This is a genomic window from Parabacteroides timonensis (assembly GCF_900128505.1).
In the GTDB taxonomy this organism is placed as follows: Bacteria; Bacteroidota; Bacteroidia; order Bacteroidales; family Tannerellaceae; genus Parabacteroides; species Parabacteroides timonensis.
Genome location: NZ_LT669941.1, coordinates 839,311 through 862,006, shown reverse-complemented (window position 1 = coordinate 862,006; position 22,696 = coordinate 839,311). Strand labels below are relative to the sequence as shown.

The 22,696-nt window shown below is 42.0% G+C and carries 17 protein-coding genes and 3 tRNA genes; 7 read left to right on the top strand and 13 right to left on the bottom strand.

Annotated elements, in window-relative coordinates; genetic code table 11:
- Positions 1-28 precede the first annotated feature (28 nt).
- The 4 genes from BQ7394_RS11090 to BQ7394_RS11075 form a co-directional block, all read right to left on the bottom strand.
- A tRNA-Arg gene (locus BQ7394_RS11090) sits at positions 29-102 on the bottom strand.
- 34 nt (positions 103-136) lie between these two features.
- Positions 137-213: transfer RNA gene (locus BQ7394_RS11085), tRNA-Arg, on the bottom strand.
- A gap of 33 nt (positions 214-246) precedes the next feature.
- A tRNA-Arg gene (locus BQ7394_RS11080) sits at positions 247-323 on the bottom strand.
- Between the two features lie 76 nt (positions 324-399).
- On the bottom strand, positions 400-2,721 hold the full coding sequence (locus BQ7394_RS11075; protein WP_075557497.1) for a patatin-like phospholipase family protein: 2,322 nt from the start codon (positions 2,719-2,721) through the stop codon (positions 400-402).
- Between the two features lie 195 nt (positions 2,722-2,916).
- Here BQ7394_RS11075 and BQ7394_RS11070 point away from each other — a divergent pair, with 195 nt between their 5' ends.
- Positions 2,917-4,533, top strand: a complete 1,617-nt coding sequence (locus BQ7394_RS11070) for a PAS domain-containing sensor histidine kinase (protein ID WP_082211853.1) — start codon at positions 2,917-2,919, stop codon at positions 4,531-4,533.
- A gap of 82 nt (positions 4,534-4,615) precedes the next feature.
- The gene (locus tag BQ7394_RS11065; protein ID WP_075557496.1) at positions 4,616-5,851 is read left to right on the top strand and encodes a BamA/TamA family outer membrane protein; all 1,236 of its coding nucleotides are present in this window, start codon (positions 4,616-4,618) and stop codon (positions 5,849-5,851) included.
- A gap of 65 nt (positions 5,852-5,916) precedes the next feature.
- Here BQ7394_RS11065 and BQ7394_RS11060 read toward each other — a convergent pair whose 3' ends face one another.
- Together BQ7394_RS11060 and BQ7394_RS11055 are read right to left on the bottom strand one after the other, a co-directional pair.
- The gene (locus BQ7394_RS11060) at positions 5,917-8,469 is read right to left on the bottom strand and encodes a DUF5686 and carboxypeptidase-like regulatory domain-containing protein (RefSeq protein ID WP_075557495.1); all 2,553 of its coding nucleotides are present in this window, start codon (positions 8,467-8,469) and stop codon (positions 5,917-5,919) included.
- A 133-nt stretch (positions 8,470-8,602) separates the two neighbouring features.
- Entirely contained in the window at positions 8,603-9,151 is a 549-nt protein-coding gene (locus BQ7394_RS11055; protein WP_075557494.1) for an AAA family ATPase, read from the bottom strand.
- A 243-nt stretch (positions 9,152-9,394) separates the two neighbouring features.
- On the opposite strand from BQ7394_RS11055, the gene thiD reads away from it, so the two are divergent.
- From thiD to thiC, 4 genes are read left to right on the top strand one after another with little or no spacing between them, the layout of a single operon-like run.
- Positions 9,395-10,243, top strand: coding sequence for a bifunctional hydroxymethylpyrimidine kinase/phosphomethylpyrimidine kinase (thiD, locus tag BQ7394_RS11050; protein WP_075559982.1), 849 nt, complete (start codon positions 9,395-9,397; stop codon positions 10,241-10,243).
- Positions 10,240-10,836: a thiamine phosphate synthase gene (locus tag BQ7394_RS11045; protein ID WP_075557493.1), complete on the top strand. Its 597-nt coding sequence runs from the start codon at positions 10,240-10,242 to the stop codon at positions 10,834-10,836. Before thiD ends, BQ7394_RS11045 begins: the two co-directional genes overlap by 4 nt.
- A complete protein-coding gene (locus tag BQ7394_RS11040) occupies positions 10,827-11,531 on the top strand; it encodes a thiamine phosphate synthase (RefSeq protein ID WP_075557492.1) in 705 nt (234 codons plus the stop codon). The genes BQ7394_RS11045 and BQ7394_RS11040 overlap by 10 nt, the downstream gene beginning before the upstream one ends.
- Before the next feature lie 11 nt (positions 11,532-11,542).
- Positions 11,543-13,249, top strand: a complete 1,707-nt coding sequence (thiC, locus tag BQ7394_RS11035; protein ID WP_075557491.1) for a phosphomethylpyrimidine synthase ThiC — start codon at positions 11,543-11,545, stop codon at positions 13,247-13,249.
- Positions 13,250-13,252: 3 nt separating this feature from the next.
- Here the strand turns inward: thiC and BQ7394_RS11030 are convergent, their stop codons facing one another.
- Complete coding sequence (locus BQ7394_RS11030) at positions 13,253-14,107, bottom strand: patatin-like phospholipase family protein (protein ID WP_075557490.1); 855 nt, start codon at positions 14,105-14,107, stop codon at positions 13,253-13,255.
- A gap of 87 nt (positions 14,108-14,194) precedes the next feature.
- Positions 14,195-15,193, bottom strand: a complete 999-nt coding sequence (locus BQ7394_RS11025; RefSeq protein ID WP_075557489.1) for a 2-hydroxyacid dehydrogenase — start codon at positions 15,191-15,193, stop codon at positions 14,195-14,197.
- 44 nt (positions 15,194-15,237) lie between these two features.
- On the opposite strand from BQ7394_RS11025, the gene BQ7394_RS11020 reads away from it, so the two are divergent.
- Positions 15,238-17,235, top strand: coding sequence for a biosynthetic peptidoglycan transglycosylase (locus BQ7394_RS11020; protein WP_235848729.1), 1,998 nt, complete (start codon positions 15,238-15,240; stop codon positions 17,233-17,235).
- A gap of 20 nt (positions 17,236-17,255) precedes the next feature.
- Here the strand turns inward: BQ7394_RS11020 and BQ7394_RS26475 are convergent, their stop codons facing one another.
- The 5 genes from BQ7394_RS26475 to BQ7394_RS11000 form a co-directional block, all read right to left on the bottom strand.
- Positions 17,256-17,387, bottom strand: coding sequence for a hypothetical protein (locus tag BQ7394_RS26475; protein WP_262497543.1), 132 nt, complete (start codon positions 17,385-17,387; stop codon positions 17,256-17,258).
- 2 nt (positions 17,388-17,389) lie between these two features.
- Complete coding sequence (locus BQ7394_RS11015) at positions 17,390-17,590, bottom strand: DUF6722 family protein (RefSeq protein WP_075557488.1); 201 nt, start codon at positions 17,588-17,590, stop codon at positions 17,390-17,392.
- Between the two features lie 80 nt (positions 17,591-17,670).
- Positions 17,671-18,849 carry a sensor histidine kinase gene (locus tag BQ7394_RS11010; protein ID WP_075557487.1) on the bottom strand — a complete coding sequence of 393 codons (1,179 nt, stop codon included), beginning with the start codon at positions 18,847-18,849 and terminating at the stop codon, positions 17,671-17,673.
- Positions 18,846-19,523, bottom strand: a complete 678-nt coding sequence (locus BQ7394_RS11005) for a response regulator transcription factor (RefSeq protein WP_075557486.1) — start codon at positions 19,521-19,523, stop codon at positions 18,846-18,848. The genes BQ7394_RS11010 and BQ7394_RS11005 overlap by 4 nt, the downstream gene beginning before the upstream one ends.
- 40 nt (positions 19,524-19,563) lie before the next feature.
- Positions 19,564-22,689, bottom strand: coding sequence for an efflux RND transporter permease subunit (locus BQ7394_RS11000; protein WP_075557485.1), 3,126 nt, complete (start codon positions 22,687-22,689; stop codon positions 19,564-19,566).
- Positions 22,690-22,696: the final 7 nt, after the last annotated feature.

The window sequence follows — 22,696 nt, the reverse complement described above, 5'->3', positions numbered from 1 at the left end:
CTACTTCAACGCTTTCTTTATTATTCCGTGACCGCGACAGGATTCAAACCTGTAACCGGCTGATCCGTAGTCAGCTACTCTATTCAGTTGAGCTACGCGGCCAATCTTTATATTTCTGTTTAAACTGTAATTTGGATGGTGACCGCGACAGGATTCAAACCTGTAACCGGCTGATCCGTAGTCAGCTACTCTATTCAGTTGAGCTACGCGGCCAATCTTTATTTCTGTTTAAACTGTAATCTCGAATGGTGACCGCGACAGGATTCAAACCTGTAACCGGCTGATCCGTAGTCAGCTACTCTATTCAGTTGAGCTACGCGGCCATTGTTTCGTGATTGCGAGTGCAAAGGTAGTGTTTTCTTTTAAACTTGCAAGACTTTGCTACATCTTTTTTTCAAATTAATCTAACATTTTAGGATTGAAGATCAAGTAACCGATATTCAGTCCAAAGTTGAAATTCTTCGCTGGATAGCTATATCCATTGGCATACAGACTAATAGAGGCAAAAGGTAATTGCAGAACCAGAGCCGCCTCTCCCATATACTTAAATGAGTGAAGAAATTTTCCATAATAAGGAACTGCCATATAAGAGTTGTTCGTAGTTCTGATTTCTTCCTTCTTTATCTCATATAATGGAGCAAAGCCATACAGGTCGAGACGGAAATGAAGCAATTTACTGAACTTATAGATCGGTGAAATCCCTGCTGCAAAATATTGATTCGCCCGAAAAGCCTCATTAAAGACAATCTGACTATGCGGTGTGGGAGTAAAAGCGGGAGCCTGAAGAACAGACGCCGTATAGTTATTCATCAGATTCTTACTGGACATAACCAACTCTCCTTGGAATCCCAAGTTAAAACGGTTGCTCAATGTTTCATAATGTTGCCACTCCCCTTTCAGCTGTAACCAACTGTGTACTTTTCTATTGACAGGTTGGTTCTCCGAGGTCAATGTAGAAGGTGTATAATTTTCTGTACCCGTAACGTATTGGGCAATCAGAAACTGCTTCCGTCCCGCTATCGGATATTGCTTGGCATCCAACGAATTTCTTTCAATACTGAGTGAACCACTAAAAAGGTCATACCGGCTATGATCGAATGTCGAGTTTGGAAACATCATACTCGTACTCTGAAAATAATAATCATTCAGGCGTCCATAAGCAAAGCCTATTTCCGATTTAGCCCTGTTAAGGAACGGGAATCCGAGCTTAAGCTTCATATATAATTCTTTTTGTTTGATAAAAGCCGGTAACACATCTTCATAAAACAGCGATTGGCTTTCTGAATATCTTTTGTCAGAGTACACTCCCTGCCAGTTCAGATAAGTAGGTATCTTGGTTTGTAAATAAATGCGTCCGCTGAGCATGATGCCGCTAAAAGAATTACCGACCTGAAAGTTTGCATTCACATCGGCTGCATAACGACCTAAATATTGATAACCTAAACCCAGGAATAACTGGTTTGCCTGATGCGACGAGACATTTCCTCCGAAACCAACGGTGATTTCTTCTTTCATTTTAACATCCAGATAAAGATCAAACTTCTTTTCTCTTCGGTTGTAAACGGCATGGGGCATGATTTCTTTGATCTTTGAAGAAGTAAGCATTTTGAAGTAAGCCCGTTTGAACTCCTCCATTGAGAACTCATGGTTTATATCACGGTGTAACTGTGCTTCGATATATTTACGTTGCGATTCCGAAACGCCTGTCACATATATATTCTGAAAAATCAGTGGAGGCAAACTTTCTTTATAGGCAACTCTTCGCATATTAACTTCCGTGAGTGGAACCCTGCGAGGAACCCTTTGTTTAATGGAATCCATCATACTCATCGTTCGTTTATAGCCTATATCCATCAACTCTTTTGCTTTCTGAAAGTCAAGTAATGAAACAGTAGGGAAACTAAACTTTACCATCATACCATCTTCTTCCGGAACGTCATACTCCGTTTTTTGCATGATCATTGTTTCAATTTGACTATATGCGTTGCTGGAAGGCTTATTATTACCACCGGCAACTGTCGATCCGAAAATAAAATCCGGATGAAAAGCCTCTTTCATTGGGCCTACCGGAAAATTATCGTAAATACCGCCATCAAAAAGAGGAATGCTATCTTTCCAGATAGGTTGAAAAAAGAAAGGGAAAGTCATAGAGGCACGCACTGCATCTCCCAAGTCTCCATTCTTGAATATGATCGCTTTCTTACTGTAAATATCGGAGGCTACACAGCGAAATGGAACAAACAGGTTGTCGAAATTCCATCCGGCTTTAGCTGTTGCCTGCGAGAAGAGTGCCATAAATGCCTGGTTCATCTGGATCGGGTTGATAAGGCTTTGTGGCAGAAAATTTGCTTTTATCTGTAACGAATCTGTCATGTCAATAGAGAAATGGCCGAACTCAGGTGTTGGATCCGGTCTTTTAAAATAATATTTATATTCATTCTCTACTGTTCCGGTTTGCCAATAACCGAATTCTTCCGACAACATCAGTTCCAGCATCTCTTCAGGAGAATACCCCATAGCATACAAACTGCCAATAATGGAACCAATGGATGTACCGGCTATATAATCGATAGGTATACCATTCTCTTCAAGTGCCTTAATGACTCCTATATGTGCAGCACCTTTTGCTCCTCCTCCACTTAAAACCAATCCAACTTTCTGCGCATTAACCGGTTGTAAGAATATCAACAAAATGGTTATCAGAACAGCTACTTTCTTCATACTTACTCCTTCTCTGTTTACATCTTCAAAAGTAAAGTTATTTTCTCAGATAACAAGGAGACTCGGCCGCTTATTCTGTTAAGAAATAGAGGTAGAATAGAAAATTATTATGAAATTCAACAGTATTCGGAAATTAATTGAAATATAAATGATACATTTGCGAAGATTTGTAAAGGGTAAAGTAATAATACAGATATGGGAATACTCATCGTGATAAACTTTATAATCTTGATGCTAACCTCGGATATGGCCATCTGTATCCCGGTGTTTCTGGTTTTATCAATTATAATAGTCTTACTAATATCTAAAAATCAAAAACTCATTCGTGAAAATAAGACTTATAAAACCGACACACATTCTTTTAGTCTGGATATTTTAGATAATCTTCCTTTCCCTGTTTTTGTAAAGAATATAGACGACGATTATAAATATGCCTACTGGAATAAAGAGGCTGAAGTACAATCGGGTATCAGGCGGGAAGAGGTGTTGGGACAATCGGACATGGAACTTTATGGTCCCGAACGAGGTATGAAATATCGCCGGATAGATGAAGAACTGGTAAGTAAAGGACAGAATTACCGGGCTGAAGAGGACTATGTAACTACTGATGGTGTATTACATAATACAATAGTTAATAAATCGATCATCTCTCACGAAGGGAACCGTTGGCTTCTGATTGTTCGCTGGGAGATTACACAAATGAAGGAATATGAAAAAAAACTCCTTCAGGCAAAAGAAGAATTGGAAAATGCGGCTAAAACCCAGAATATGGTACTTAACAGTATCAACTTCGGCCTGATCTATACAGATAAAGATTATAAAGTACAATGGGAATCTACTGCTAACCTGAAAGAACTGGCCAAAGGTCGCAGATACACTCCCGGAAAAGTCTGTTATGAAACTGTTATGGGGAGAAAAGAGCCATGCCCCCGTTGCGCCTTGAGTGAGGCCATGACTAAGAAAGAACCGGTACGCCATGAATTTTCAGAGGGAGACACTACGGTTGAAATCAGTGCTATTCCGATATTTGACGATACCGAAACCAATGTCTTGGGAGGATTGATGAAAATCGAAGATATTTCTGATAAAAAGAGGATTGAACACCTGATGTATGAGGTTAAAAAAGCAGACGAAGCCAATCGCCTGAAATCCGCTTTTCTGGCCAATATGAGTCATGAGATCCGTACTCCGTTAAATGCAATAGTTGGTTTTTCTAGCTTATTGACAGAAACAGATGATCCTTCGGAAAAAGAAGAATTCATCCATATCATATCGATGAATAATGATCTTTTGCTTCAACTGATTAATGATATTATCGATATGGCAAAAATAGAATCAGGCTCACTGGACTTCACATACGATCAAGTGGATATAAATGAATTGATGGAAGATATCTGCCATCAGATAAAGCTGAAAAACACATCGGATGCAATCCTTATATCTTTCGACCAAAAGTTACCCCAATGTGTGATCAATACAGACCGAAGCCGTCTGACGCAGGTAATAATCAATTTCCTTACCAATGCTTTAAAATTCACAGAGAAAGGCTCTATTCTATTCGGATACACGATGGATGAATCCGCCGCTGAGATTCGCTTTTATGTAAAAGATACCGGAATAGGCATACCGGAAGATAAGAAAGACCAGATCTTCGATCGTTTCGTAAAGTTGAATACCTTCGCACAAGGTACAGGCCTCGGACTTCCTATTTGCGCAATGATTGCAGAGAAATTCGGAGGAAGTATAGGCGTAGAATCCTGTGTAGGAGAAGGTTCCTTGTTCTGGTTGAAAATTCCTGTGCAGAAACCTTAAGTATTCCAAAGGCTGTAAACAAAAAAAGCTGTTTATGTGTTTTCTTTTTCATACTTTTGCAACCTAAAACACAAAACAGTCGATGTTTAAACATGTAATAGTTTTCGCAGGAGTGATCCTGTCTGTTTCTGCTTTGGCCGGAAAGGCACAGAATATAACGCCATCCGATACTGTCTCTAAAGAGGTTGTTATTATTGATGGAGAGCAACTAAACGATAAACAGTTGAAGCGCTATTATAAACAGTTGCGCAAAGATTCCATTCGTGCACAGAAAAAAATATGGTGGTCCGTCCTGGGCGGTCCTTCTTATACCCCTGAAGCTTCTTTAGGCGTTGGCGGTGCTGTATTAGCTAGCTTCAGACTCAATAAAAACGATACGATTTCCCAACGATCTTTCTTACCTGCCGGTATAAACCTTTCTTTAAATGGAACAATCGTTGTTGCCGGTGCCGGTACTTTCTTTTTCAATCAGAATAAATTCCGTATTTATGCCAGCTATGGATACAGGAATGAGCCTGCCCATTATTATGGGAAAGGATACGAAACGATCGATCATGTGGATAGAAGTGACTCGACTACCCGTTATCACAGAAGTTATTTCCAACTCTATCCCCGTTTTGTCTGGGAAGTACGACCGCACTTTTACTTGGGAGGTTTGTTTGATATCAACTATACGAAAGCATCCGATATAAATCCGGTAATGGAAAAAGATCCTTATTTCAATGAGTTCAAATTGAAATATCTGAATGTAGGTATCGGAGGTTTAATTCAGTACGATACGAGGAACGATGTGGCAACCCCGACAAAGGGTGTATTGCTCAGTGGAAATATTAAAGCATTCGGGAAGTATCTTGGAGGAGCATATAATTACGAGATACTGGAACTCGAATACCGTCACTTTGTAAATGTCTTTCGTCCCCGAAGTACCTTGGCGTGGATTGCTAAGAGTCAGATAGGTATGGGGGATGTCCCCTACTCCGAATTACCTTCCTTCGGTTCACCATTCGACCTGCGTGGATACTATTGGGGTAAATACAGAGATAAATCGATGGCCTATGGTATCCTCGAATATCGGCATATGTTCGGTTCTCCGGCAAAATACAGTAGCGGTAACTTTTGGGCGAAATGTGGTTTTGTAGCCTGGATGGGGACCGGAACAATTGGAAATACCCCTTTTGACTGGAATAAGTGGAAACTGAATTTCGGTGCCGGATTACGTGTTCAGATGCAGCCAGGTAAAAACTTCAGACTGGATATCGGAAAAGAACCTGGTCTGGATGGAGTTCAGGTTTATATGAATATGACGGAAGCATTTTGATAAGAGAAAGAGTCTTTGCCACGGGCATGGCAAAACTCTGCCACGGGCATGGCAGAGTCTTTATATTAGAATGATAGTTTCATTGAGAAGCGAATACCTTTTGTCTGTATACCCGGATTATCGCGATAAGTCAAACGCCATACATAATCAAGACGAAGGAACTTAAAGATATTTTCAATACCAACTCCGGCTTCCATATATGGAGTATTACCTAAAGTATATGAACCTTCTGGGAACAGATACAGATCTTTGCCACCGTAATAAGGATTGTTTTTATCTGTCAGGTTCCCCCACATTCCACGGAATGATAGCACTTCTCTCCATTTCAACTTTTTGATTAATGGGAGGCGGTTTAAGATAAGCCCGTTCATAAAATAGGTTACATCCCATGAAGCGTATTCATCACTGATAAACTCCATCGCATTCATATTGGTATATGATTCCGGCTGAATGGTATAAGACAAGTTGGCATTCGGTAAAATCAGCAATGGATAAGGTACTTTATCCCACACCTTACCTGCTTTACCGATAATGTCTACATATCCGAAAGCGGAAAACCAGAAACGTTTCTGAATGCCGATGTCTGTACGATTGTATGTATAATCAGCTCCCAACACACCTTTTCTGGCAGTAATATGATTTAATGTAAGTATCGGGGCATCGAAAGTGATCGGATATCGATAGTTACGTGTCTGATAGAACTTCTCGTTCGGGGCAAAGCGGAATTTAAACTCCATCTCTGTCATCGAATAGGACTTGATTGGAGAGATATGACCATCGGCCTCGATTCTGTCAAAAACAGCATAATCTGTTGCGATTTCTTTTTTGTTACGAAAGGTCACACCATAAGCGATACCATTATAATGTTCCCGGTAATAAGCCAGTTCCGCATTTCTCAGATAAGTAGCACGGGTATCTCTCTGTCGTTTCCAGGCAAGGAAAATATTATCCTTGTTAGTATACATATATTGTTGTCCCAACTGATTGATATCATAAGTATACTGTAACCGGATTGAGTTAACCGGGAACTCCTTACGGTATTCCTTTTTATCATTAAAGGAATATTCAATTAATCCGTCATATTTCAGTTTTCTGTCCGTAGTTCCGTATGCAGCATATCCTTCAAGGAAAAGACGTTTGCTGAATGCGGTAGTGGTAGTTCCTCCTACACGGAAACGAGCTCCTTCAATGGCGTTACCACTGATAAAGGTATTGGCAGGTCCAAATTCAAACTTATTCTTTACAGGATCAGTGCTAGTTCCAATGTATCCTGATGTCAGAATGGTTATGATCTTTTCAGTTACATAAAAGATGGGAACCGAACGTAACTTCGCCATCAACTTTTCAACGGTGTTTTGTTTACGTGCTCCTGCTTCTTCCGGGCGATTCAGATCCCAGAAGTCATCCGGTTGCTTGTAAGCATCCTGCAAAGTGATTATCGGTGCACTTTCTTTGAATATATCCTGATTTTCGGGAGGCAGGAATGAATGATCGCTATATATGTTCAATCTGCGGGCATACATACCTTTTGATTTCTCCGTCAGTTTGAAGTCTACATTTATGTCGTCTTTGGTAATAATACGTGTGCCGTCTTCTGTCCGTTGGAATGTCTGTTCGATGGTCATTCCACTGACAAAGTTCAGGTTAATATTCTTTGGAACATTCAGGATTGCCTTCTGAACAAAGAAAGTGGAGTCGAGTGTAACGAAGAGGTGGCCGGTAAAACCGAAACCTTCCGAAACAAACGGTACAAAGCCGAGGTCGACACATTGCTTTCCGTTTACCTGAACAGTATCCAGCAAATAATATTTGTAGAAGTTCGGCCCCATTGTAGAAAGCGGACTCACGAAACGTTGAAGGAAAAGAGGTATGTCGTTTTTGAAGATATCCACTTCACGAAATACTTCGCCGAGGAATTGCTGCATACCATCACGGGAGAAAATCTCGTCCACCCCGGCAGCCTTTGCTCCCAGTACAACCCGCTTTTCTGATTTAGGATCTTTACGATAAAAGACACCTTCCACTTTCTCCTTTTCCGATACAGGAAGGATTGTTTTACCGACATCCAATGTGTCGATGTAATCAACCAAAAAGTCAAACTTACCACCTTTCCCGTTTTCCTTTTTGGGCTTCGGGTGGTAATCGTTCATGGCAAACACCATCTTTTCATACTGGCTGTAGCTGAAGTAATCATGATTACGCGGATTATTACTTTCCCGTGAATCGATAACATTTTTCACGAAAGTAACAGCAGGATTTTCTTTCTTGCTGTATTTCTCCTTTTTCGGTTTGACGATAACTTCGTTAAGAGCGATACTGGAAGGAGCCAGAGCCACCTTGAAGTAATTCTTCTTCCCAACAGCTACTTTAAACTCTTTTTCTTCATATCCCAGATAGGATATCGATAAAGTACGGGCATTAGACGATGTCGTTAATGTAAACTTACCATCATCATCAGTTGTCGCCCCTATCGTTGTACCTTTAAGTATAACTGAAACATACGGTAACGATTCTCCAGTTATTGAGTCCGTTACAACTCCATTTATTATAGTGTTCTGACCCTTTGAAGCTAATGCTATCATTACAAATGTCAGAATAAAAACAATCTTCTTCCCCATCACCTTTTATTTAACTCTCTCGTTAAGACTCCGCAAAATTATAACAGATTCTTCTTTCTTAATGTTCCAAATTGAACCGAATATATTCCAATTGACAACAAATCCCATTAAAAAGACTCTCTATATAGAATAATTAGGATACTCTTATACAATTAATAACAAAATTCCTTCTCTCCATTACCGGTAGTTTAGGTATTTCTATTAATGTATAGCCTGCTTTTTCGTAAACCTCTTTCATTACATAGTAAGTATCTATTGCCTCATTAAACAATTGTTTTCGTTCTTTATCCGTACAGTATATTTCTTCCCAGGGAGGCAGTATAAATACCAGATTGTTATATCTGTACTGATCTACTGCTTGTTCTATTTTCTCAGTATCCACCAACCCGATCAGCCGGGCATAAGCCAATGTGTCGGGGATTCCTCTGTCAAAGAATAATATGCCATCGTTCCCGGCATTAGCCAGATACGATTCAATGGAACGTTCCAGCATACTCTTTGTGTACAATCCTGTATTTTTCCACGGAAGGGCTTCTCCGCCTTGCTGCATCTGCTCTTTTATTATTTCGCGTGCAACTTCTTCTACAGCTTTAAATCCCGACCTTTTAAGTTCTTCTATTAGTGATGTTTTACCCGTGCCTGGTCCACCAGTAATAACATACAAACCTGTTTGCTTCTGCATGATTTGTTTATTTTAGACCCGAATTGCAGTGACAAATATAAGAGATTATTTCGTTACTGCTATAAAATCTCTCTTAAATTTAACAATTCACTTTTGTTTTCTCCTGTCAATCTTGTTACCTTTGCCCACGAAAAGGGGGTGCCATACTGTAAACGGGCTGAGATTATACCCTGTGAACCTGATGCGGGTAATGCCGCCGTAGGAAAGACAGACAAAGGCTTTTCCCTCCTTTTGCGTGTAAAAATGAAAACAGATACAACGTATCGCTATCCGACAGCACTTACAATCGCCGGTTCAGACAGCGGCGGCGGAGCCGGTATACAAGCAGATATTAAAACATTTTCTGCATTAGGAGTTTATGGCGCTTCTGTGATAACATCCGTTACAGCCCAGAATACACAGGGAGTCAGAGGCATTCAAGCTATTTCTCCCGAGATACTGAAAGGACAGTTGGATGCAGTCTTTGAAGATATTACAATTGACGCTGTCAAGATTGGCATGCTGCATAATAAAGCCGCTGCGGAGATTGTTGTAGATACGATAGATAAATTTTCTCCTTCCTATATAATTTTAGATCCGGTGATGATCTCTACCAGCGGTAATAAGTTATTGCACGATGATGCTATTCATATTATTGTACGCGAACTATTCAAACGAACGACATTGGTGACACCCAATATCGATGAAGCAGAATTTCTTTCGGGTATGAAGATCTCCTCTGAAAAAGAAATGGAGCAGGCTGCAAATAAACTACTTGCGTTGGGATGTCGTGCCGTCCTGATGAAAGGCGGTCATTTGAAAGGAGATAACATGACTGATATATTATATGTTACCAATTCAACCCCTCTCCGACTTTCGGCAGAAACAATAGCAACAACAAACGGGCACGGAACCGGTTGTACATTGTCTTCCGCCATTGCTGCTTATTTAGCATTAGGAAAAAATCTACAGGAAGCAGTGAAATTGGCCAAAGAGTATATTACAAAAGCTATTTTTGCCGGAAAAGATGTAACAACCGGTCATGGACACGGGCCTTTGAATCATTTCTTTGCTCCGATACCTTTGGCAAAAATAAAAACGAATGGGTTATGAAACTGATCGTTATTACAACACCTCACTTCTTTGAAGGTGAAAGCCGGATATTATCCTTTCTGTTTCAGGAAGGTATGGAAAGATTGCATCTACGTAAACCCCAAAGTAATATTGATGAATTACGACGGCTGCTGGAGACTATACCACCGGAATACTATCCACGTATTGTATTACACGATCATTTCGAACTGGTTCCGGAATATAAACTGGCTGGTATCCATCTGAACAGCCGGAATTATTCGATACCGAAAGGATTTAAAGGAAGCATCAGCCGCTCTTGTCACTCGCTGGAGGAAATCCATGAGAACCGGAAACTGGCTTATGTATTCCTCAGTCCTATTTTTCAAAGCATATCCAAAGAGGGTTATGGCAGTGGATTCCCGATGGAAGTACTGCAAAAAGCGGCCTCTGATGGTATTATCAATGAAAAAGTGATAGCTCTCGGAGGGATGGACCAAACGACTATCCCTTTGATAAAGCCACTTAACTTTGGCGGAGTAGCTGTTTTGGGAGCCTTATGGGGAAATGAACCTTCCGGAAACAAAATTGAATCAATTATAGAACGATATAAACAATTAGCTTTATGGCAATAGAATATAAAATAAACGAACCTGCAAACAGAGGCCGTTTCATTCCTCATACCAATGGGGAACGTTTGATGTTTATCACTCACCGGACATCCAAGTATACAGAAGCCGAGGAAGTTAAAATGGTTCTGGACGGAGGTTGTTCATGGGTTCAACTCCGGATGAAAGAGAATATGAATATTTTCACAGCCAGGGAGATCGGTCAGTTAATCAATATGCATACTACCCCATGTGTATATTGCATCAATGACAACATAAAAATAGCTTTACGGTGTGGTGCAACAGCTGTCCACCTGGGAAAAGAAGATATTCCGGTGTCTGAGGCCTGGAAGAAAACCGACGAGTTCCTTACGCCGGATGAAACTTTTTACATTGGTGCCACGGCTAATACTTTTGAGGATATAAAACGTGCCGTTGAACAAGGAGCCTCTTACATCGGATTAGGCCCGTTTCGTCATACGGAGACAAAAAAGAAATTAAGTCCGGTCCTGGGATTGGATGGATATCGAAGAATAATACAGCAATGCAAGGATGCTGGCTATAATATACCGATATTTGCAATCGGAGGTATTTGCCTGGAAGATGTCGGGGCATTGATGCAAACCGGCATAACTGGTATAGCTGTTTCCGGCGCAATAATCAATGCGGATGATCCTGTAGAAGAAACACGTCGCTTTATTAATGAAATAAATAAATACTAAAATATAAATCAATGGCAAACAAGAAGAATACGATGCGTATAACTTATCCGTCGTCGGAGAAAATATATGTACCGGGCGAGATCAATAAGATCAAGGTAGGAATGCGTAAAATCAAATTGCTGGATACTGTAACTGTTGAAGAGAACGGAGAAAAGATCTTCAAAAAGAACAATCCGGTAATTGTATACGATACCAGCGGTCCTTTTTCTGATCCGAAGATAAATATCGACATAACAGCCGGTATTCCCCGTATCCGTGAAGAATGGTGCAGTAAACGTAAAGATATCGAACAATTAAGCGAACTTACATCCGAGTATGGCCGTAGTCGCCTGGAAGACAAGACCCTGGATGAGATCCGTTTCCCCAAACATCATTTGCCTTATCGTGCTAAAGAAGGGAAGAACATTACCCAGATGTACTACGCTAAACGCCGCATCATAACTCCCGAAATGGAATATGTGGCTATCCGCGAGAACCAACAGATAGAAGCGCTAGGTTTAAAATCATATATAACACCCGACTTTGTCCGCAAGGAAATTGCAGCCGGACGTGCTATCATCCCGGCCAATGTCAACCACCCGGAAGCCGAACCGATGATTATCGGAAAGAAGTTCCTGGTAAAGATCAATACCAATATCGGTAACTCGGCTTTGTCGTCAGGTATCAGCGAAGAGATAGAGAAAGCAGTATGGAGTTGCAAATGGGGAGGCGATACATTGATGGACCTTTCTACCGGCGATAATATCCATGAAACCCGCGAATGGATTATCCGTAACTGTCCGGTTCCGATGGGCACCGTACCTATTTACCAGGCTTTGGAAAAAGTGAACGGTGATGTGGAAGCTTTAAACTGGGAAGTCTATCGTGACACTCTGATTGAACAGGCAGAACAAGGTGTCGACTATTTTACTATTCATGCCGGCCTGTTGAAGAAACATGTGGACCTGACTGCCACCCGCCTGTCAGGTATTGTTTCGCGCGGAGGTTCCATTATGGCCAAATGGATGCAACTGCATAATCAGGAAAACTTCCTGTATACCCATTTTGCTGAAATATGTGATATCCTGAGCCGTTACGATGTCGCAGTATCCATTGGCGACGGACTTCGTCCGGGTTCTATTTATGATGCAAACGATGCAGCCCAATTTGCTGAATTACATGCTATGGGAGATCTGACAAAAATTGCTTGGGAGAAATTCGTACAGGTTATCATTGAAGGTCCGGGACACGTTCCTATGAATAAGATCCACGAGAATATGAAAGAACAGCAATATGCCTGCCACGGGGCACCTTTCTACACGTTAGGCCCGCTTACTACAGACATTGCTCCCGGCTACGACCATATCACTTCTGCGATCGGTGCAGCACAGATAGCTTGGTATGGTACAGCTATGATCTGTTATGTTACACCAAAAGAGCATCTGGGATTACCTAATAAAGAAGATGTACGCAACGGAGTTGTCGCATATAAGATTGCTGCTCACGCTGCCGACTTGGCAAAAGGACATCCCGGTGCCCAGGTTCGCGATAACGCATTAAGTAAAGCCCGTTTCGATTTTCGCTGGAAAGACCAATTCAACTTGTCTCTCGATCCGGAACGTGCCTTGCAATATTATAAAGAAAGTGCAGTTACCGATGGTGAATACTGTACGATGTGCGGTCCGAACTTCTGTGCCATGCGCTTGAGCAAAGATTTACACAAAGAATGTAAAGATTAATACTTAGCGGGCGGTCGTAAGGGCCGCCCCTACTAAACGCTCTGCAAGCGCATACCCTTCATTATATAAGGCTTCCAACCGATCCGGATTACTGTCCGTCCGTCCTACTTCTATCTTCTTTTCCGGACGGATCACAAATACCTTTCCTTCTGTTTCCAGTTGATCGATATAATCGAGTACCTCATTGTATCGTTTATATCTTAGTTTTAGTTGTTCGCGTATAGCAGGATATTGTTTATAAATGAAACCGGGAAGATAAAAGTCTTTATCTTTTTTGCGGTATCCTTTATTGCGGGTTAGGATAACAACATTTTTAGGGAAACCGTCATCAATAGCGCGTTGGATAGGTATAGCATCACAAACGCCACCGTCTACCATCGGAATACCATCCACATACGCAACCGGACACAATACCGGCAATGAGCAGGAAGCACAACAGATATCTACCAGACGGTCTTTATCTTGTTTCTCTTCAAAATACTCCGCTTTACCCGTTAAACAGTTGCTGGTAACCATCACAAAACGATCTTTCGACTTGAAGTAAGTATCGAAGTCGAGTGGATAATCCCGCTCCGGATATGTATAGAACAAATATTTCATATCAATATATCCCCGGCCACTCAGAAAGTGTCGAAGGCCAATATAATTATACTTTTTCAATAGATCGATATTACTATACTTTGAGCGTCCCCGTTGCCGGGAAGCATACGAAATACCGTTACTGGCTCCAGCCGATACGCCGATCGTATAGGGAAACCAGATATCGTGATCCATAAAATAGTCTAATACACCGACCGTGAAGATGGCACGCATCCCCCCGCCTTCCAATACAAGTCCTGTTTGATTATCTATTACCATAACTCTTTAAATTAATAAGCCATTGCCTGGTTCACACCGGACAATGGCCACAAAAATATAATAAATCAGCGATAAAAAATAGTCTCTTTATAGAATAACTTCGTTCACTAATGGACGATTAAGACGCAAATCTTCGATATTCTGTAAGGTCGTTTCCGCAATATTATGCATTGCCTCCTTGGTAAAGAAGGCCTGATGCGAAGTCACGATCACATTGTTGAAAGATAACAGGCGTGCCAGTACATCGTCATCAATAATTTTGTCGGATTTATCTTCATAGAAGTAATCACCTTCTTCTTCGTACACATCCAGTCCGGCTGCCGAGATCTTCTTTTCTTTGAGTCCCTCTATCAGTGCATTGGTATGAATCAACTGACCGCGCCCGGTATTTATAATCATCACGCCGTCTTTCATTTTATCGATCGACTGGTCATTGATAAGATAACGGGTTTCCTCCGTCAGCGGGCAATGCAATGAGATTATATCCGATTTATGGTATAATTCATCCAGTGTTGTATAAGTGATCCCTTCTTCTTCTGCGAATTTATGGTCAGGATATACGTCGTAAGCAAGAATGTGCATACCGAAGCCTTTTAATATCTTAATCAGTATCTTGGCGATTTTCCCCGTTCCGATGATGCCGATTGTTTTTCCGTGCATATCGAATCCCATCATCCCATTCAGTGAGAAATTACCGTCGCGGGTACGCCAGTAAGCACGATGTATTTTCCGGTTTAGCGAAAGCATTAATGCCACTGAATATTCAGCAACTGCATACGGTGAATAAGCCGGAACACGTACTACCGGAAGTTTTCCTTTGGCTGCTGTCAGGTCTATATTATTAAAACCGGCACAACGTAGAGCTAACAGCTTAACGCCATTTTCTGCCATTGCGTCGATAACAGCCGCATCAGCCGTATCGTTAACAAAGATACAGACCACATCGGCCCCTTTCGTCAGGACAACATTGTTAGGATTAAGATGTCCCTTAAAATATTTGATGTCGTAGTTAAAATGCTCATTTACTTTATCGAAAGAAGCTATATCGTAAGGCTTAGCTCCAAAAAATGCAATCTTGTATGACATACTCGTTTTATTTGTTTTTTATTAAAACAGAATAAAGAGGTAGAATGTTGAAGAAAAGCGTTGGTATATTTAATAAATACATCTACTTTTACTCCCGTTTTAAACAAGAAGAATATATGCATCAACCTGTTAGGAAAGTAATAGTAACAGGTGTCATTCTTTTAACGGCATTGGTTTTACTTTTGTTTTTCGTACGGAATATATTCGTACGGCAATACATTGGGCATAAACTGGAGAAGTTGGAAGAAGCACGCCGAATATCCATTCACTATGACGATATTAGTATGGTCGGCCTGAGTGGTATACAGATCGAAGGGCTATCTGTGATTCCGCAGGATGCAGACACTTTTCTGCAAAGCCATTCTTTCCGGGTGAAATTGGACTGTTCTTCTCTTCTTCTTTTTAAAATTTCTGTAAAGAGTATTGAAGCCGATGGGGTGAACATTTCCTTTATTAAAAAGGACACAACTTCTAATTTCGATTTTCTGTATCATACTGCTACATCCCAAGATGTAACAGTCCATACCGAAACAGAACAGAATTTTGCACGAAAGACAAGCCGGCTATTCGGTCTACTTTTTAAGTTACTTCCTGATAATGCAACTTTACGTAATCTAAGTGTTTCTTATCTAAATAAAGGGGATGAACTCCTGATCGAGGTACCTTCGTTGGTCATTGAAGATAGTCGTTTCACGACCGGAATACGTAGTACGGAAAATGGAGTACAAAGCGAATGGGTTTGTGAGGGTATACTGCAGGACAGGGAAAAGAAGATTGAAGCCCGGTTACATGCCAAAGAGAATACAAAGATCACTCTCCCTTTCCTGAACTACCGTTGGGGAGCACAAATACAGTTTGATACATTGGCGTTCAAATTGGAGGAAATATTGCAAAAGAATGATTTACACGCTGTCCGAGGGCAGGCACATATAAGTGGGTTGACGCTTCATCAACAACGTATCTCTCCCGATACGGTTCTACTCGACCGGGGAACATTCGATTGTCAGGTGAATATCGGTAAGAACTATTTGGAGCTGGATAGTGTCTCCCAGATAAACTTTAACCAATTGGATTTCCATCTCTATTTAAAAGCAGAGAAAAGTAATAACTGGCATATAACCGCTTCGGTAAATAAACAGGATTTTCCTGCGAATGACTTGTTTGCCTCCCTTCCGAAGGGACTGTTTAATAATCTGGAAGGACTGAGGGCTAACGGAACATTATCTTATCACTTTCTATTGGATGTCGACTTTGCCTCATTGGATAGCTTGCAACTGGAGTCATCGCTTACTGCCCGGAATTTCCAGATCACTCAATATGGGAATACCGATCTACGCAAGATGAACGAACCCTTCGAATATACAGTTTACGAGAATGATGAACCGGTACGCACATTCGAGGTAGGTGAAGGCAATCCCTCTTTCCGCCCTTTCCTTATGGTATCGCGTTATCTGCCACTGGCAATTATGCAAAGTGAAGATGCAGGCTTCTTTTACCATAATGGTTTTATCCCGAGTGCGATTCGCGAGTCCCTGATACTGGACCTGAAAGAGCGACGTTTTGCCCGAGGTGGAAGTACGTTAAGTATGCAGCTGGTGAAAAATGTTTTTTTGAGCCGTAACAAGACGATTGCCCGTAAGCTGGAAGAGATATTGATTGTCTGGCTCATAGAGAGCAACCATCTTACTTCTAAAGAACGGATGTTTGAAGTTTACCTGAATATAGTCGAATGGGGACCGCTTATTTACGGTGCGGCCGAGGCTTCGCATTTTTACTTTGCCAAAGAGCCATCGGCTCTGTCTTTAGGAGAATGTATCTTCCTTGCCAGTATCATACCCAAACCGAAACATGTCCGTTACTGCTTTGACGGCTTACAACTGAAACCTTATTATACGGAGTTTTATCAGGTGATACTTAGCCGTCTGGTTGATCGTGGATTAATAACACCCGAAGAGGCTGAAGGTGTACGGCCGGAAGATTTGAAAATAACAGGCCCTGCTAAATATTACTTAGCAGGACCCGATAATGATCAGACAAATTAATGACTGAAAGCCTTTATCATTTATTCGGTTTGTTGTTTATCATTCTCAGGCTTTCCTTCTTGCAGTTTACGTTCTTTTCGATCTTCCCACCAGACAAAAGATAAACCGATAATAATTACCCCTGTGATAATCATATATACATATATATTCATAATTATACCTCCTTCTTTTTATTTTCTGAATTACTAATTAAAGCAAATCCTACAAGTATTAAGAAAAATGAGAAAAATGCTCCTAAACTATATATTACCCATCTATTAATAGGTTCCTTTACAATACTACTCAAGATAATTCCTCCTATTACCAGTTTGGAGATGTCGAGGAAGAATTCTCCTACTCTTTCTTTTAATTTCATAGTTACATGGTTTTAATAAGTTAAATATGGCATCAAAGATAAAGATAGTTTGCCAATAAACAAATGAGAACGAACATTTATTATCCAAAGTCTATAACAACTTTTGTACCCTTGTTCACTTCGGAATGTATGTCCACCTGAGCCCCATAGGAATTCAAAATGCGTAGTGACAAACTAAGGCCGATACCATGTCCGGCAAACTCGCGGGTATTACTCGCACGATAAAATGGCTGATAGATACGTTTCATCTCTTCCGAAGGAATGCCAATGCCTGAATCTTCGATGGTCAGGACAGGACCTTTCAGACGCATTTCGACGGGCTTCTCACCTGAGTATTTACAGGCATTGTTCAAGATATTGCCGATAGCGATCTTTAATAGGTGGGGATTCGCTTCCAGGCAATAGGCAAAGGTATCGGTAGTAAAACGGATCCGGTTACCGACAAACTGCATCAGAAAATCAGCCAGCATAATATTTTCAGTGGCATTCTTTAATATCTCTTTATCACCGTGAGAAAGGAAAAGAAGATGTTTCATCAACTGGATGATACGTTTAGTTTCCGAAGCGATACGCTGTAAAGCAGCCTGGTATTCTGCCGGAGTCCGTTCTTTTAATAAGCTGATTTCACACTCTCCCTGTATAGCAGTAAGCGGATTATTCAACTCATGCGACGCATTGCTTATAAAAGCTTTCTCACTTTGGTAAGCGGCATCGATACGATCGACCATACGGGTTGCATACAATTTTCCGACAAAGTAAATAAGTATGGCACTGATAACGATCAGGGCTAGCAATAGCCAACCGATACGCTGCTGGATATCACCCCCATATTGATTGTTCGATATCACCAGGACAATAAAGTTTCCTTCGTTATCCGGATAATAAAGAGCGGCACCCATTTTCTCTTTTTCATGAAAGGTAATCACTTCGCCGGAATAAAGCCGGGCAACCTCTTTCTCGGTCATATATTGCGATAATGCCGTATGTGACTCGGCTATACTATCGGCATTCAATAGTATTTCAGTAGCCACCGGCAAGGTTTCTTCATACCGTTTTTGTATGCGAGCATAACTTTCTTCGTCCACTTCATCCTTCTCCCAATGCTTCTCTGCGGTGGCATAAGCTTTTTCAGTCAGGTAGGAATAATACAGGCGGCTGATATAGTTTGTAGCAATAAAATAGAAAACAATAGTAACAAAGGCAATAACGCCGACGGTTATTGCCGTATAAAAGAATGCGATCTTGTTTCCCGTTTTCATGCTTCCATCATATAGCCGACACCCACAACGGTACGGATCAGTTTATGGTCGAAATCCTTATCTATCTTAGTCCTGAGATAATTAACATAGACATCCACTACATTCGTATTGGTATCGAAATCTTTATCCCATACATGCTTCAACAGCGTCAGACGATTGAGGGCCGTTCCCTGGTTCAGGATAAAATATTCCAATAGACGGTATTCCTTTACGGTCAGGTCGATGATCTTCTCTCCCCGTGTCGCTCGATGGCCGGTCGGATCGAGACTCAAGTCGCCACACTGCAAAGAAGTGGTGGTTGTTTCAACTCCCGATCGACGTAAAAGAGCCTTTATGCGCGCCTCTAGTTCCTGAAAACTGAAAGGCTTGACAAGATAGTCGTCGGCCCCTGCATCGAGGCCGCTGACGATATCGTCGGTAGTTCCTAAAGCGGTCAGCATAACGACTGGCGATTGATAGCCATATAGTTGCCGGTATTGACGGCATAGCTGTAAACCGTTCATTTTAGGCATGATGATATCCAGGATCAGAAGCTGGAAGTTTTCCTTCTGCAATAACTCCCAGCCGGCTACACCGTCGTAAGCGACACTTACTTCGTGACCGAATTCCTGTAGTCCTCTTTCAATGAAAGAGGCGATATTCACTTCATCTTCTACTAATAATATTTTTGCCATCTGATATCTTGTTTACTTAGGAGCACAAATATACGTAAATTTACAACCTCCGTTGTATTAACTTTCCCTCTTTATCATATAACATCCGGCTATAAAAGGCTTCGACCATAAGCGGGAAGACAAAGAGGGTGAAGAAGGTTGCCCCTATCAACCCACCAATGATAACAATAGCTAACGGGCGTTGACTTTCGGAACCTATCCCATGACTAAGTGCCGCCGGCATCAAACCGATTGCCGCCATTGAAGCCGTCATCAGTACAGAACGGACACGGTCTTTCACACTCAATTTGACAGCATCCGGCAAGGGCGTTCGTGCTTTCAGGTTCCCTTTAATATCAGAAATCATGATAACCCCGTTCTGGATACAGATACCGAACAAGGCGATAAAACCGATCCCTGCCGAGATAGAGAAGTTAAAACGGGTAATCAACAGGGCAATGATCCCTCCTACCGCTGCATAAGGCACATTCAATAATACCAATCCGGCATCACGGGCATTACCGAACAACACGAACAGGATCACGAAGATAATAGCAATGCTGACAGGAACCACCTGCGCCAGTCGTTTAGTAGCACGTTGCTGGTTTTCAAAGTCTCCCGTCCATTTCAATGTGTAGCCGTCGGACAGTTTCACTTGTTTGTTCACCTTCTGCTGGGCTTCGGCTACGGCTGTCCCCATATCACGTCCGCGCACGGAGAATTTCACGGCACAGAAACGGGCATGGTTATCCCGATAAATGATCAGCGGACCGGTTATCGTGTGGATATCGGCAAGTTCTTTGATAGGAACCATCGTTCCGTCGCGGGCAGGGACGAGTATCTTTCCGATCTCATCTTCACTCCGGCGGAAGGAAGATTCATAACGAACCATAATATTGAACTTCCGTTCATCTTCATAAAGTAAAGAGGCACTTTTACCACCTATCGCCATCTCGATGATAGATTGTACATCTTCCTTGGCAACTCCATAACGTGCCAGACGCGATTCGTCGAGCTCGATGCGCAGTTCCGGTTGTCCGATATTACGGATCACACCGAGGTCTTCTATACCCTCGACGGTTTGAAGTATTTTGTAGACTTCCACGGCTTTCTTTTCCGATTCGTAAAGGTCTTTACCGAACACCTTTACGGCAATAGAACCCTTTACACCACTTGCCGCTTCTTCCACATTGTCGGTAATCGGCTGGGAGAAATTAAAGTCGACGCCCGGATAGATATCCAGGTTTCCTTCCATCTTTTCAATCAACTGAGCCTTGGTCAGCTTACTTTCCCATTCTTTTTCAGGATAGATATCCACATGAAATTCGATGTTGTAGAAGCCGGTAGCATCCGTACCGTCGTTAGGCCGTCCCGTCTGCGAAAGAACCTGACGAACTTCCGGGTAGGAAGCCAGGCTGCGGCGCATCTGATTGGCCAGCTTAACGGATTCGTCGAGTGAGATACTTTGTGGTAAGGTTGCACGGATATAGATAGAACCCTCATTTATTTGGGGAAGAAACTCTGTACCCAGTAACGTAAAGCTCCATAAACCGACAGCGGCAACCAGGGAGGCAATACCGATCGTCGTTTTCTTATGGGCATGGCAACGGTCAAATATAGAAACGGATACCCGGTTTACCCACGACAGGAACGGGTTATGTTTTTCACGTACATTCTTCTTCAATAACATCGACGAGAGTACCGGAACCAGTGTCAAGGTAAAGATCAACGCTCCCAACAAAGCAAAGCCTAACGTATAAGCCAACGGGCTGAACATCTTTCCTTCCACCTTCTGGAAAGCAAAAATAGGAACCAGTGCTGTAATAATGATCAGTTTGGAAAAGAATACCGCCTTCGCACGGTCTTTTGCCGTATGGCGGATCAGTCCCATCTTACTCATCACATTGAAAGCCGGCATACCTACTTCGCGTGCTTTCTTGTCGAGTGCGACGAAAAGTCCTTCCACCATGACGACTGCCCCATCGATAATGATACCGAAGTCGATAGCTCCCATCGAAAGCAGGTTTGCACTCATTCCCATCGCCCGAAGACAGATAAAGGCAAAGAGTAGCGCCAACGGGATAATAATGGATACGATCACTGTTGTACGCCAGTCTGCCATAAAAATCAACACAATGAAAGTGACAAGCAAAATGCCTTCGATCAGGTTGTGTGTTACTGTGCGTACAGCCAGATCTACCAGGTCCTCACGATCATAAAAAGCAACGATCTTTACATCTTCGGGAAGAGCATTCTCCTGGATATCCGTAATCTTTTCTTTCAGGGCGGCAATAACCTCTCCGGGATTTTCTCCTTTCCGCATAACAACAATTCCCTGAACGACGTCGTCTTCCTCCATACGCCCCACCTGTCCCAGACGCGGCAGGCTCGATTCGCTTACGGTAGCCAGATGTTTTACCAGGATAGGCGTACCGTTGATATTCTTGACAACGATATTCTCTATTTCTTTCGTATCGTTGATCAGGCCGATACCTCGTACCACATAGGCCTGTGAACTTTTGGTAATCACGTCGCCGCCTACATTAATATTACTCTTGGCTATGGCATCATAGAGTTCGAGGGTAGTTACATTATAATTGATCAGCTGGTTCGGATTGACACTCACTTCGAATGTCTTTACTTCACCCCCGAAGCTCACAATATCGGCTACTCCCGGAACGGCACGCAATTTACGTTCGATCACCCAGTCCTGAAAGGTCTTCAATTCGCGGACAGAACGCTTATCGCTTCGCAGGGTATAACGGAATATCTCGCCCGTAGGTCCGTACTGAGGTTGAACCTCAGGTGTAACACCTTCGGGTAAATCGGCGTCATTCAATAAGTTATACACTTGCTGGCGAGCATAAAAGTCGTCGGCATCATCATCAAACATCACGTTGATTACTGAAAGTCCGAACAGGGTGGTACTACGGATGTCCGTCTTTTTCTGTACCGGGTTCATAGCGATTTCGATAGGGATCGTGATAAACTTCTCTATCTCTTCCGCACTACGTCCCGGCCATTGGGTTATGATCGTTACCTTCGTGTTGGTAACATCGGGGAAGGCGTCAACGGGGGTATGAACAAAGCTGACGGCGCCGGCGATAATGGCAATGACGGTGCAGAAGAAGATAAAGAATTTATTCTTTAATGAGAAGGCTATTATATTGTCTATGAATTTATGCATCGTTCCG

Bases quoted from the DNA above. Each gene is read 5' to 3' on its own strand.
- thiD (WP_075559982.1), top strand. From the start codon at position 9,395: ATGAAAACAGATACAACGTATCGCTATCCGACAGCACTTACAATCGCC.
- BQ7394_RS11000 (WP_075557485.1), bottom strand. From the start codon at position 22,689: ATGCATAAATTCATAGACAATATAATAGCCTTCTCATTAAAGAATAAA.
- BQ7394_RS11075 (WP_075557497.1), bottom strand. From the start codon at position 2,721: ATGAAGAAAGTAGCTGTTCTGATAACCATTTTGTTGATATTCTTACAA.
- BQ7394_RS11030 (WP_075557490.1), bottom strand. From the start codon at position 14,107: ATGGTAATAGATAATCAAACAGGACTTGTATTGGAAGGCGGGGGGATG.
- BQ7394_RS26475 (WP_262497543.1), bottom strand. From the start codon at position 17,387: ATGAATATATATGTATATATGATTATCACAGGGGTAATTATTATCGGT.
- BQ7394_RS11005 (WP_075557486.1), bottom strand. From the start codon at position 19,523: ATGGCAAAAATATTATTAGTAGAAGATGAAGTGAATATCGCCTCTTTC.
- BQ7394_RS11020 (WP_235848729.1), top strand. From the start codon at position 15,238: ATGTTGAAGAAAAGCGTTGGTATATTTAATAAATACATCTACTTTTAC.
- BQ7394_RS11025 (WP_075557489.1), bottom strand. From the start codon at position 15,193: ATGTCATACAAGATTGCATTTTTTGGAGCTAAGCCTTACGATATAGCT.
- BQ7394_RS11015 (WP_075557488.1), bottom strand. From the start codon at position 17,590: ATGAAATTAAAAGAAAGAGTAGGAGAATTCTTCCTCGACATCTCCAAA.
- BQ7394_RS11060 (WP_075557495.1), bottom strand. From the start codon at position 8,469: ATGGGGAAGAAGATTGTTTTTATTCTGACATTTGTAATGATAGCATTA.
- BQ7394_RS11040 (WP_075557492.1), top strand. From the start codon at position 10,827: ATGGCAATAGAATATAAAATAAACGAACCTGCAAACAGAGGCCGTTTC.
- BQ7394_RS11070 (WP_082211853.1), top strand. From the start codon at position 2,917: ATGGGAATACTCATCGTGATAAACTTTATAATCTTGATGCTAACCTCG.
- thiC (WP_075557491.1), top strand. From the start codon at position 11,543: ATGGCAAACAAGAAGAATACGATGCGTATAACTTATCCGTCGTCGGAG.
- BQ7394_RS11065 (WP_075557496.1), top strand. From the start codon at position 4,616: ATGTTTAAACATGTAATAGTTTTCGCAGGAGTGATCCTGTCTGTTTCT.
- BQ7394_RS11055 (WP_075557494.1), bottom strand. From the start codon at position 9,151: ATGCAGAAGCAAACAGGTTTGTATGTTATTACTGGTGGACCAGGCACG.
- BQ7394_RS11010 (WP_075557487.1), bottom strand. From the start codon at position 18,849: ATGAAAACGGGAAACAAGATCGCATTCTTTTATACGGCAATAACCGTC.
- BQ7394_RS11045 (WP_075557493.1), top strand. From the start codon at position 10,240: ATGAAACTGATCGTTATTACAACACCTCACTTCTTTGAAGGTGAAAGC.